This window comes from bacterium, assembly GCA_017744355.1.
In the GTDB taxonomy this organism is placed as follows: domain Bacteria; phylum Cyanobacteriota; class Sericytochromatia; order S15B-MN24; family UBA4093; genus JAGIBK01.
In genome coordinates this window covers 1-12,804 of the sequence record JAGIBK010000014.1, presented here as the reverse complement: position 1 = coordinate 12,804, position 12,804 = coordinate 1, and the positions used below count along the sequence as shown (strand labels likewise).

6 protein-coding genes are annotated in these 12,804 nt (G+C 64.1%); all 6 read right to left on the bottom strand.

Annotated elements, in window-relative coordinates:
• The coding region (locus J7643_19830; protein ID MBO9542845.1) for a hypothetical protein at positions 1-97 on the bottom strand (97 nt) is incomplete at its 3' end.
• Between the two features lie 177 nt (positions 98-274).
• Entirely contained in the window at positions 275-2,362 is a 2,088-nt protein-coding gene (fusA, locus tag J7643_19825) for an elongation factor G (GenBank protein MBO9542844.1), read from the bottom strand.
• A 72-nt stretch (positions 2,363-2,434) separates the two neighbouring features.
• A complete protein-coding gene (gene rpsG, locus J7643_19820; GenBank protein ID MBO9542843.1) occupies positions 2,435-2,905 on the bottom strand; it encodes a 30S ribosomal protein S7 in 471 nt (156 codons plus the stop codon).
• 20 nt (positions 2,906-2,925) lie between these two features.
• On the bottom strand, positions 2,926-3,330 hold the full coding sequence (locus J7643_19815; protein MBO9542842.1) for a 30S ribosomal protein S12: 405 nt from the start codon (positions 3,328-3,330) through the stop codon (positions 2,926-2,928).
• 129 nt (positions 3,331-3,459) lie between these two features.
• Complete coding sequence (gene rpoC / locus J7643_19810; GenBank protein ID MBO9542841.1) at positions 3,460-8,946, bottom strand: DNA-directed RNA polymerase subunit beta'; 5,487 nt, start codon at positions 8,944-8,946, stop codon at positions 3,460-3,462.
• Between the two features lie 90 nt (positions 8,947-9,036).
• A complete protein-coding gene (rpoB, locus tag J7643_19805; protein ID MBO9542840.1) occupies positions 9,037-12,327 on the bottom strand; it encodes a DNA-directed RNA polymerase subunit beta in 3,291 nt (1,096 codons plus the stop codon).
• Positions 12,328-12,804: the final 477 nt, after the last annotated feature.

Below are 12,804 nucleotides of genomic sequence, written 5' to 3'. Positions count from 1 at the left end.
TGATGGCGGCGGTCAGGGTGGTCTTGCCGTGGTCGACGTGACCGATCGTGCCGATGTTGACGTGCGTCTTGTTGCGCTCGAACTTCGCTCTGGCCATGGGTTCCTCTCTGATTCTCCGTTCTTTAAAACGACAATAAGTCTATTTTAACCTAAATTGGGGATCCAGCGCCACCTCCCGTTTTGGAAGGACGGCGCTCCGATCTCGATCGTTATCGCGCGATCCGCGCGAGATCTTGCGTCGAAGCTCCCCGTTGCCGGGGAGCTTCGATCAGGCTTAGGCCTTGACGCCCTTCGCCTTGGTGATGATGCCCTCCGCCACGTTCCGAGGAACCTCGGCGTAGTGCGAGAACTCCATCGAGAAGGTGCCGCGGCCCTGGGTCATGGAGCGCAGCTCGGTGGCGTAGCCGAACATCTCGCCGAGGGGCACGTGCATGCGGATGATCGAAAGACCACTGCGCGATTCCATGCCCTGGACGATGCCGCGACGACGGCCCTGGAGGTCGCCGATCACGTCGCCCATGTTGTCCTCGGGAACCTCGACCTCGACCTTCATGACGGGCTCGAGGATGACGGGGTCGGCCTTCATGACGCCGTCCTTGATCGCCATCGAACCGGCAATCTTGAACGCCATTTCGTTCGAGTCCACGTCGTGGTACGAACCGTCGAAGATCGTGACCTTGATGTCGATGACGGGGAAGCCCGCCACGATACCGGTGTTGAGGGCCTCCTGGACGCCCTTGTCGACCGCGGGAACGTATTCCTTGGGCACGACACCGCCGACGATCTTGTTGTGGAACTCGTAGCCGCCACCGACCTCGAGGGGACCGATCTCGAGCCAGACGTGACCGAACTGACCACGACCGCCCGACTGACGGACGAACTTGCCTTCCTGCTTGACGGTCTTGCGGATCGTCTCGCGGTAGGCGACCTGAGGCTTACCGACGTTGGCGTCCACCTTGAACTCGCGCAGCAGGCGGTCCACGATGATCTCCAGGTGCAGCTCGCCCATGCCGGCGATGAGGGTCTGGCCGGTCTCGGCGTCGTTCTTGACGCGGAAGGTCGGATCCTCTTCGGCCAGCTTGCCGAGGCTGATGCCCAGCTTGTCCTGGTCGGCCTTGGTCTTGGGCTCGATGGCGACCTCGATGACGGGCTCGGGGAACACCATCCGCTCGAGGATGATGGGGTGAGCTTCGTCGCAGAGGGTGTCGCCGGTGGTGGTGTCCTTGAGGCCGACGGCGGCCGCGAGGTCACCCGCGTACACCTCGGAGATCTCCTCACGGTGCGCGGCGTGCATCTGGAGGATGCGCGAGATGCGCTCACGCTTGCCCTTGGTCGCGTTCGAGACGTACGAGCCGCTGGTGAGCTTGCCCGAGTACACGCGGAAGAAGGTCAGCTTCCCGATGAAGGGGTCGGAGATGATCTTGAACGCGAGGGCCGCAAAGGGAGCCTCGTCCGACGAGGGACGCGAGTCTTCCTCGTTGGTGTCGGGGTGAATGCCCTTGATGTCCTCGACGTCGGTCGGAGCCGGCAGGTAGTCGATGACGCCGTCGAGCATCAGCTGGACGCCCTTGTTCTTGAAGGCCGAGCCGCAGGTCGCAGGCACGATGCGGTTGGCGATGGTGCCCTTGCGCAGGCCGAGCTTGATCTCTTCCTCGCTCAGCTCGCCGGTCTCCAGGTACTTGTTGAGGAGCTCGTCGTCGCTCTCAGCAGCCGCCTCGACCATCTGCTCGCGCCACATCTTGCAGTCGTCGAGCAGGTCGGCCGGGATCTCGGTCTCCTGGATGTCGGTGCCCTGGTCGTTGGTGTAGATGAAGGCCTTCATCTTGACCAGGTCGACGATGCCCTTGAAGGTATCCTCGGCGCCGATCGGGAACTGGATGGGCACGACGTTCGCCTTGAGGCGGTCCTTCATCATGTCCATGACGCGGAAGAAGTCCGCGCCGATGCGGTCCATCTTGTTGACGAACACCATGCGGGGAACGCCGTAGCGGTTGGCCTGGCGCCACACGGTCTCGGACTGGGGCTGGACGCCGCCGACCGCGCAGAAGACGGTCACAACGCCGTCGAGCACGCGCAGCGAACGCTCGACTTCGATGGTGAAGTCCACGTGGCCGGGCGTGTCGATGACGTTGATGCGGTGATCCTTCCACGTGGCAGTGGTGGCCGCCGACGTGATGGTGATGCCGCGCTCCTGCTCCTGGGCCATGTAGTCCATGGTCGCAGAACCTTCGTGCGTCTCACCGATCTTGTGGGTCCGGCCGGTGTAGTAGAGGATACGCTCGGTCGTCGTGGTCTTACCGGCGTCGATGTGAGCGGCGATCCCGATGTTACGGGTTTTCGCGAGTGGGAATTGCCTAGGCATAAAGCCTACTTGCCTCCTTGAACCATCCGGCCCGGCGCCTTGCCAAGCCAGTCGGGGATCCCGTTAGCCGGCCTACCAGCGGTAGTGGGCGAACGCCTTGTTAGCCTCAGCCATCTTGTGGGTGTCTTCCTTCTTCTTGACCGAAGGACCGGTCCCCTGGAAGGCCTCACCCATCTCGAGCGCGAGCTTTTCGATCATCGGCTTGCCGCTGCGCTTGCGGGAGTTGGTGATCAGCCAGCGGATGGCGAGCGCCGTGCCGCGCTCGTGCTTGACCTCGACCGGCACCTGGTAGGTGGCACCACCCACGCGGCGAGGCTTGACCTCGACGAGGGGGGTGACGTTCTTGAGGGCCTTCGAGAAGACTTCACCGGGCTCCTTGCCCAGCTTCTCGCCGGCCTGGTTCAGGGCGCCGTAGAAGATGCTCTCGGCGAGGCTCTTCTTGCCCTTCTCCATGAGGCTGTTGATGAAACGCGTAGCGAGCGGATTCCCGAGGATGGGATCCGCCACCGGGGCGCGCTTGACGATTTTTCCGCGACGCGGCATACCTTATCTCCTTTTAAAAACTACTTCTTCTTGCCGGCGGCAGCGGCCTGGCCGGGCTTCGGACGCTTGGCACCGTACTTCGAACGGGCCTGCTTGCGGTCCTTGACCCCGGAGGTATCGAGCGTGCCACGCACGATGTGGTAGCGAACACCAGGCAGGTCCTTGACACGGCCGCCGCGGATCAGCACCACCGAGTGCTCCTGCAGGTTGTGGCCGACGCCAGGGATGTAGCTGGTGACCTCGATCTGGTTCGTCAGCTTGACGCGGGCGACCTTGCGGAGCGCCGAGTTGGGCTTCTTGGGCGTGGTCGTGTAGACACGGGTGCAAACGCCGCGACGCTGCGGGCAAGCCTGAAGCGCCGGGGACTTGGTCTTGTAGAGGACCTTCTCTCGCTCGTTACGAACAAGCTGACTGATCGTGGGCAACGGATTTACCTCCAAAAGTAATCCAAAACGCGTGTGGATGTTTAATCTAACTTTAATACTAATGGCGCGATCACGGAGTATACGGGAGCGAGGCCAAGGAGTCAACCCATGGCCCCGCTCCCGATCGCACTACGAGAGGCTTTCGGGCGAACCGATGAGCATCGGTTCGGCGATCGGCGCCTCGGGCTCCTCTTCAACCTGGAAGAAGCCGGTACCGGCCGGGATCAGGCGACCGATGACCACGTTCTCCTTGAGACCGTGCAGCCAGTCCTTCTTCCCTTCGATCGCGGCCTCGGTGAGGACGCGGGTCGTCTCCTGGAAGGAGGCGGCGGACACGAAGCTCTCGGTGTTGAGCGAGGCCTTCGTGATACCCAAGAGGATCGGGTGCACGACCGCCTGAGTGCCCTGGCGCTCCAGGGCCTCGGCCTGCAGGCGCTCCACGTCGAGGGAGTCGACGAGCTCGCCGGGCAGCATGGTGGTGTCGCCCGGATCGTCGACCCGCATCTTGCGGGACATCTGACGGACGATGACCTCCACGTGCTTGTCGCCGATCTCGACGCCCTGCGAACGGTAGACCATCTGGACCTCGTCGACCAGGTACTTCTGGACCGCCTCGACGCCCATGATGCGCAGGACGTCGTGGGGGTTGACGGGACCTTCGGTCAGCAGATCGCCGGCCTCGATCGTCTCGCCGTCGTTGACCACCAGGCGGCTGCCCGGGGGCAAGGCGTACTCTTCCTCACCCGTCTCGGTGACCACGTAGACCTTGGTCGCCTCGTCGGGATCCGACAGGAGCTTGACCACACCGCCGTGCTCGGCGATGAGGGCGCTCTCCTTGGGCTTGCGGCCCTCGAGCAGCTCTTCGACGCGGGGCAGACCCTGGATGATGTCCCCGGTCTTGACGCGGTCGTAGATGAGGGTGGCGAGGGTCTCGCCGCGCATCACCATGTCCCCGTCGTCGGTGAGCAGCTGGGTGCCCATCGAGATGAGGTAGGGGCGAGCGTGACGGATGTAGACCGTGCCGTCCGCGAGGCGCACCTTGCCCGAGACGGGCGCAAGCACGCCGCCACCGAGGTCGGCGCCTTCCTGGACGAACGAACCATCCTCGACGCCAGGCTTGGCAACCTTGACGGCCGCTTCCAGGTCGGGGGTCACGATGATCAGGCGCGAGGTGTCCCCGGCGGGGAACTGCACCGTGCCCGAGGCGTGCGACAGGATCTCGGTCCGGATCACCGTGGTGCCGGGCTTGACGATCGCGCCGGGCTCGACCAGGAGGTAGGTCACGGCCGTCTGCTCGCGCTGATCGGCGCGCTTGGCGAGCGCGGGGATGTCGCGGCGCAGGTTCATGGACTCCAGGATGGTGATCTTGAAGCCGCCGCGCTCCTCGGTGCCGAGCTCGGGGAGCTCGACCTTGCCGGCCAGGTGCGCCAGGCCGCCGGTGATCTTGAGGACCACCTCGGTCTTGGCGATGGGCGCGCCATTCTTGACGCGCTCGCCGTCCTTGACCAAGAGGCGGGTGAAGAAGGCCAGCCCGATGTCGTCGGAGGTCGCGTTGAAGGCGATGGGCTCCACCTCGGGGGTGACCGTCAGCTCCATGGTCTTGCGGACCACGACCACCTGGCTGGTGGCGTCCTCGGGCATGGGCAGGATGCGGATGACGCCCGCTTCCTTGGCCTTGATGCCCTCGGCGAGCTCGGTGCCCGCGTCGATCAGCTTGCCGTCATCGACCTTGAGCTCCAGCTCGAGGGGAACCTCGTAGCGGGTGCCGGGGTAGATGATCAGCTCGCGGACGATGTTGTTGTCCTCGACGATCTCGAGCACGCCGTTGTTCTTGGCGGTGATGTCCTTGACGATCTCGTCGCCGGCCTTCACCTCGTCGCCGGTGGCGAACAGACCCGACTCGGGCTTGTCCTTCTGGCGGGTGTTGAGCAGCGAGATGTCCTTGTTGACCGACAGGTGGTCTTCGGGGATGAAGAGCAGCTTGCTGGTCTTGGTCACCAGGCGACGCTCGGCGGTGTGGACGTCCACGTAGCGGATCTCACCGCCCGAGGGGGCCTGGAGGCCTTCCTCGACGCTCTCGGCGATGATCGCTTCGCTCTCGACGCGCTGACCGTCCGCGACCTTCAGGGTGTAGGTCCGCTCACGGCCCTCGGTGCCGACGCGCAGGATGGGCTCCTTCTTGCCGGGCAGGACGTCGCAGTCGGTCGCCGCGAGCTCCGCGGTGACGATCGCGATGTCGCGACCGCCCTTGACGACGGCCTTGCCGTCGACGGTCTCGAGGACGATGTCCGAACCCAGGCGCAGGGTGCCGCCGTGCTCGGTGGCGACCGTGGTCTCGGCGATCACGTCGAGCTCGTTGACCGCCTGGCCGTCCTTGATCTGGAGGGTGGCGCCGGCGGGCATGTTGAAGACGTCGCCCTGGAGCACCCAGATGATGCCCGCACGGTTGGCCGTCTTGGACTCGTTGCCCTGGCGGTCCTTCTTGGCTTCCGAGACGAAGCCCGCGAACTCGACCTGGCCGCCGACGTCGGCGGAGATGTCCTTGAAGCTGCGCTCAAGGCTCTTGCGCGAGGCCGCGGTGGAGCCGGCGACGCTGTCGGCGACGATCGTGTTGGCCGAGACGTGCTCGCCGTCCTTGACCTTGATGTCGAAGCCGACGGGGACGACGATCTCCTGGCTCTTCTTGGCGCCCTTGATCTTGATCGTGGCTTCCTTGTCGGTAACCAGGACGATCTGACCGTGCTTGGTGCGGAACTCGCGGGTGCTGACGTCGCCGAGCTCCACGGTACCGGCCTGCTTGGTCTTGAGGGCGGTGTTGGAAGCGCCCTTGGTGAAGACGCCGCCGGTGTGGAACGTACGCATGGTCAGCTGGGTGCCGGGCTCACCGATCGACTGGGCCGCGATGATGCCGACCGCCTCGCCGATGTCGACCAGCTTGTTGTTGGTCAAGCTCCAGCCGTAGCAGTAGCGGCAGACGCCGTGCTTGCTCTGGCAGGTGAGCGGCGAGCGAACGAGCAGGTGGTCGAGCTCGGCGGCCTTGAACAGGTCCAGCATCTCGGGGAGCACCAGGGTGCCCTTGGGCAACAGGACCTCGCCGGTCTTGGTGGAGACCAGGTCCTCGTTGATGACGCGGCCGACGAGGCGATCGATCAAGGGGATGACGACGATGTCGCCGTCCTTGATCGGGCTGAGCTTGAGGCCGCGGTCGGTGTTGCAGTTGTCGTCGCGGACGATGACGTCCTGAGCGACGTCCGCCAGACGACGGGTCAGGTAGCCCGAGTCCGCGGTACGCAGCGCCGTGTCGACCAGACCCTTACGGGCGCCGTACGACGAGATGACGTACTCGGTGACGTTCAGGCCTTCGCGGAAGTTGGACTTAATCGGAAGGTCGATGATTCGGCCCGAGGGATCGGCCATCAGGCCACGCATCCCGACCAGCTGACGGACCTGCGAGAGGTTACCGCGGGCGCCGGAGAAGGCCATCATGTACACCGAGTTGAGGCGATCGAAGTCCTCGACGACCTTGGCGGTCAGGACTTCGGTGGTCTCGGCCCAGGTGTCGATGGCGTGGGCGTGACGCTCGACCTCGGTGATCTCGCCGCGCAGGTAAGCCGTGCGCGACGACTCGATCTGCTGTTCGGCGGCCTTGAGGATCGCCTTCTTGTCCTGGGGGACCGTCAGGTCCGCGATGGCGATGGAGACGCCGGCGCGGGTCGCCCACTTGAAGCCGAGGTTCTTGAGGCTGTCGGCCAGCTCAGCGGCCGCCGAGCTCGAGATCTCGTTGTAGGCGCGCATGATGATGCGGCCCAGGATCTTCTTGTCGACGATGACGTTATAGAAGGGGAACGACTCGGGCAGGCGCTCGTTGAGGATGATGCGACCGACGGTCGTCACCAGGATCTGCTTGGCCTCGAACTTGGCGCGGAAGAAGTCGCGCCGATCCTCGGGGAACAGGTCCAGGATCTCGGGGCCGTAGGCCTCCATGCGATCACCGGTATGGCGGACGGCGATCTTGGCATGGGTCCCCACCAGGCCGCTGGCATGAGCCGCCAGGGCATCGGTGAAGTCCTTGAAGTACATGCCCTGGCCCTTGGTGTCGCCGGGGTTCTCGACCGAGAGGTAGTAGATGCCGAGGACCATGTCCTGGCTGGGGGTGATGATCGGGTGGCCGGTCGCGGGCGACAGCACGTTGTTCGAGGCGAGCATCAGGAGGCGCGCCTCGGTCTGGGCTTCGACCGAGAGGGGCACGTGGACGGCCATCTGGTCACCGTCGAAGTCCGCGTTGAAGGCGGTACAGACGAGCGGGTGGATCTGGATGGCGCGGCCCTCGACGAGCACCGGCTCGAAGGCCTGGATGCCCAGGCGGTGGAGGGTCGGGGCGCGGTTGAGGAGGACCGGGTGGCCCTTGATGACCTCTTCCAGGATGTCCCAGACGATGGTCTCGCCGCGCTCGATCTTCTTCTTGGCGCTCTTGATGTTCTGGACGATGGCCCGCTCGACCAGCTTGTTCATGACGAACGGCTTGAAGAGCTCCAGCGCCATCTCCTTGGGGAGACCGCACTGGTGCAGCTTGAGGCTGGGGCCGACGACGATGACCGAACGGCCCGAGTAGTCGACGCGCTTACCGAGCAGGTTCTGACGGAAGCGGCCCTGCTTACCCTCGATGATGTCCGAGAGGCTCTTGAGGGGGCGGTTGTTGGGGCCGACGACCGCGCGGCCGCGACGGCCGTTGTCGATCAGGGCGTCAACGGCCTCCTGGAGCATGCGCATCTCGTTCCGGATGATGATGTCCGGCGCGCCCATCTCCTTGAGGCGGTACAGGCGGTTGTTGCGGTTGATGACGCGGCGATAGAGGTCGTTCAGGTCGCTGGTGGCGAAGCGGCCGCCGTCGAGCTGCACCATGGGGCGCAGGTCGGGGGGGATGACCGGGATCACGTCCAGGATCATCGCGGCGGGGTGGCTACCGGCGGCGTTGAAGGCGTCGACGACGCGCAGGCGCTTGATGATCTTGGCGCGCTTCTGGCCGGTGGCCGACGCCAGATCGTTCTTGAGCTCGTTGCCCAGCTCCTGCATGTCCATGGACTGCAGCAGCTCCTTGACCGCCTCGGCGCCCATCTTGGCGACGAACTCGGCCTCGGGGTTGGCATCGAGGTTCTCGAAGTCGTCCTCGGTGATCGTCTGGCGCTTCTCGAGGTTGGTGTTACCCGGGTCCAGGACGATGTACGAGTTGAAGTAGACGACGTCCTCCAGCGAGCGCAGGGGGATGTCGAGCAGGATGCTCAGGTACGAGGGGATGCCCTTGAGATACCAGATGTGGGCGACCGGAGCGGCCAGCTTGATGTGGCCCATGCGGTAGCGGCGGACCTTGGAGTCCGTCACCTCGACGCCGCAGCGCTCGCAGATGATGCCCTTGTGGCGGACGCGCTTGTACTTACCGCAGTGGCACTCCCAGTCCTTGGCGGGCCCGAAGATGCGCTCGCAGAACAGGCCGTCCCGCTCGGGCTTGAGGGTCCGGTAGTTGATCGTCTCGGGCTTGGTCACTTCGCCGCGCGACCACGAGAGAATACGCTCGGGGGACGCGATGCCGACCTTAATATAATCGAACTTCGAACTCATATCCGACAAAAGTCTCTCCTAAATCTAGAGGGGTCCGGTTGCTGGGACAGGAACCGCTCGCGTCGGTCGCGAGCGGCTCCCGCGAGGGCTTTAGCTCAGCGCCTCGGTACCCAGCTCGGGCAGGACCGGCTTGAGGAGTTGGGTGCGCAGACCGCGGGACGGGATCTCCTCTTCTTCGAAGAGTTCGATTTCCGTACCGTCCGCCTTGGCCACGTGCATGTCGAGGCCGAGGCTCTGCAGTTCGCGGATGAGAACCTTGAACGACTCCGGGATGCCCGGCTTCGAGAGGTTCTTGCCCTTGACGATCGCTTCGTACGCCTTGGCGCGACCCGGAACGTCGTCGGACTTGATGGTGAGCATTTCCTGGAGGGTGTACGCCGCGCCGTAGGCCTCGAGCGCCCACACCTCCATCTCGCCGAAGCGCTGGCCGCCGAACTGGGCCTTACCGCCCAGGGGCTGCTGCGTGACCAGCGAGTACGGACCGGTCGAACGTGCGTGGATCTTGTCGTCGACCAGGTGGACCAGCTTCATCATGTAGATGTTGCCGACCGTGACGGGGCGATCGAACGCCTCGCCCGTGCGGCCGTCGAACAGCTTGGCCTTACCGGTCTCCTGGAGCCAGGTGAAGCCGGTCTTCTCGGCGGCCATCCGCATCTTGTTGCGGATCAGGTCGTCCGAGGCGGTCTCGCCGAACTGCTCGTCGAAGGGGGGCACGCCGTAGATGTCGTCGAGCAGCGCAGCGGCGCGGCCGAGGATCGTCTCGTAGGTCTGACCGACGTTCATGCGCGAAGGCACGCCCAGCGGGTTGAGCACGATGTCGACGGGGGTGCCGTCCGGCAGGAAGGGCATGTCCTCCTGGGGCAGGATGCGGGCGACGATACCCTTGTTACCGTGCCGGCCGGCGATCTTGTCGCCCACCTGGATCTTGCGCTTCTGAGCGATGTAGATGCGCACGACCATGTTGACGCCGGGGGGCAGCTCATCGTTCTTCTCGCGGCTGAAGACCTTGACGTCGACGATCCAGCCCTTCTCGCCGTGCGGGACGCGCAGCGAGGTGTCACGGACGTCGCGGGCCTTCTCACCGAAGATGGCGCGCAGGAGCTTCTCTTCGGGGGGATGCTCCGATTCACCCTTGGGCGTGACCTTCCCGACGAGGATGTCGTCGGGCTCGACCTCGGCGCCGATGCGGATGATGCCGCGGTCGTCCAGGTCCTTGAGGGCGTCCTCGCCGACGTTGGGGACTTCGCGGGTGATCTCTTCGTTACCGAGCTTGGTGGCGCGGGCTTCGATCTCGTACTTCTCGATGTGGATCGAGGTGAAGACGTCGTCCTGGACCAGGCGGCGGCTCAAGAGGATCGCGTCCTCGAAGTTGTAGCCTTCCCAGGGCATGAACGCGACCAGCACGTTGCGGCCCAGGGCCATCTCGCCCTGCTGGGTCGCGGCGCCGTCGGCAAGGGGGCTGCCCTTCTCGACGCGGTCGCCCTTCGAAACGATGGGACGCTGGTTGATGCAGGTGTCCTGGTTGGAGCGCAGGAACTTCAGGAACTTGTAGGTGCGCTCCTTGCCGTTCTCGTCTTCCTTGACCACCACCTCGGTGGCGGTGACGCGGGTGACGACGCCGGGCTTCTGGCACAGCACGACCATGCCGGAGTCCTGCGCGACGCGGGCCTCGATGCCGGTACCGACGCGGGGACGCTCGGCCTTCACGAGGGGCACGGCCTGACGCTGCATGTTCGAGCCCATCAGGGCGCGGTTGGCGTCGTCGTGCTCAAGGAAGGGGATCATCGCCGTGGCGACCGAGATGATCTGGATCGGGCTGACGCCCATCAGGTCGACCTCGGTGGGGTCGGCGAAGGCGAAGTCGGCCTTGAAGCGGACCGGCACCTGCTTGGCCACGAAGGTGTTGTCGGCGTTGAGCGGCGTGTCGCCGGACGCGACGCGGTACTCGTCCTCCTCATCCGCCGTCAGGTAGATGATCTCGTCGGAGACCTTGCCGTTGATGACGCGGCGCAGCGGGGTCTCGATGAAGCCGTAGTCGTTGACGCGGGCGTAGGTCGAGAGCGAGCCGATCAGACCCGCGTTCGGACCTTCCGGGGTCTCGATGGGGCAGATGCGGCCGTTGTGCGAGGGGTGGATGTCGCGAACGGCGAAGCCGGCGCGCTCACGCGACAGACCGCCGGGGCCGAGGGCCGAGAGGCGGCGCTTGTGGGTGAGCTCGGCCAGGGGGTTGGTCTGGTCCATGAACTGGGAGAGCTGCGACGAGCCGAAGAACTCCTTGATCGCGGCCACCAGGGGCTTGGCGTTCACGAGGTTCTGCGGGGTGAGGGTGTCGGCCTCCTGGATGGTCATGCGCTCGCGGATGATCCGCTCGAGGCGGGTCAGACCGACGCGGAACTGGTTCTGGAGCAGCTCGCCGACCGAACGGATGCGACGGTTGCCCAGGTGGTCGATGTCATCCACCGCACCGATGTCGTAGTTGAGGTTGATCAGGTAGTCGATGGCGCCGACGATATCTTCCTTGACCAGGACCCGATCGCTCTCAGCGACGGACAGACCGAGCTTCTTGTTGATCTTGTAGCGACCCACGCGACCCAGGTCGTAACGCTTGGGGTCGAAGAAGCGCGAGAAGAGGACCTGACGGCCGCCTTCGACCGAGGGCATGTCGCCCGGGCGCAGCTTCTTGTAGACCTCGATCAGCGCGTCCTCGACCGAGGTGGTCTTGTCGGCGTCGAGCGTCTTCTGGAGGTACTCGCGGTGACGGAACATGTCGAGCATCTCGGCGTTCTGGTAGCCGAGGGCGCGCAGCAGGACCGAAGCGAGGAGCTTGCGGGTCTTGTCGATGCGGACGTAGATCAGGTCGTTGACGTCGGTCTCGAACTTGAGCCAGGCGCCGCGGTTCGGAATGACGGTGGCCGAGTAGGTCTTCTTGCCGCTCGGGTCGGTCTCGCGCTTGAAGTAGACGCCGGGCGAACGAACGATCTGGGAGACGATGACGCGCTCGGCCCCATTAATAATGAAGGTGCCGTAATCGGTCATCACCGGCAGCTCGCCGATGAAGATCTCCTGCTCCTTGACCTCGCCGGTCTCCTTGGTGATCAGGCGGACCGGGATGCGCAGGGGCTTCGAGAACGTTGCGTCGCGAGCCCGGCACTCTTGCACGGTATACTTCGGCTCCCCGAGGGTATAATCCGTCAGGAAGTGGAGCTCGAGGCGGTTGCTGTAGTCACCGATAGGCGAGAAGGAGAGCAGCTCCTCCTTCAACCCCTCGCGCAAGAACCACTCGAACGAGCGCTTCTGGATCTCGATCAGGTCCGGAAGCTGCGAAGAGATTGAAGGGGAACCGGGGTAAACGTTTACCCGTTCACCGGCTTTCTGAGGCATTGATACCACCCTTAAAGTAGTCATTTCCGACAGCGACGTTAGGGCCTATGGCACTAACAGACAGAAATAGGGCAATGCGCAGCCCTCTCGGACAACGCTTGCCGTTTTCAAATTGCTCAAATTAAAGAATACACTTTACCTAAAATAGATCAGTAATCGTACCGGATCGCCCCACCCGGCGTCAACCTTTCAAGCGACCTCAAGCCAACCATCGTCGGCTTTTCCACCTCCGGGCACCCAGGCGAAGGCCTCGCATGAATAGAATGGGCCGTTCGTTAACCCCCTCAAACCCTGTCGCCGCGAGCCATTCCCGAAACAAAACCGACAAAGTGCAAGTTTTTCTTTAATCAGAGCTTGACAGTCCCTAAACCTTCGCTTAGAGTAAGTAAGTCGGCAGCAAACAACGCCGCCGAACGAACCGAGGACCTTGACAACTAGATAGCGAATAAGCCAGTAGCAAGTGCGGACTTGTCAATT

Excerpts from the sequence above, each read along its gene's own strand:
- fusA (MBO9542844.1), bottom strand. The coding sequence starts at position 2,362 with ATGCCTAGGCAATTCCCACTCGCGAAAACCCGTAACATCGGGATCGCC.
- rpsG (MBO9542843.1), bottom strand. The coding sequence starts at position 2,905 with ATGCCGCGTCGCGGAAAAATCGTCAAGCGCGCCCCGGTGGCGGATCCC.
- rpoC (MBO9542841.1), bottom strand. The coding sequence starts at position 8,946 with ATGAGTTCGAAGTTCGATTATATTAAGGTCGGCATCGCGTCCCCCGAG.
- rpoB (MBO9542840.1), bottom strand. The coding sequence starts at position 12,327 with ATGCCTCAGAAAGCCGGTGAACGGGTAAACGTTTACCCCGGTTCCCCT.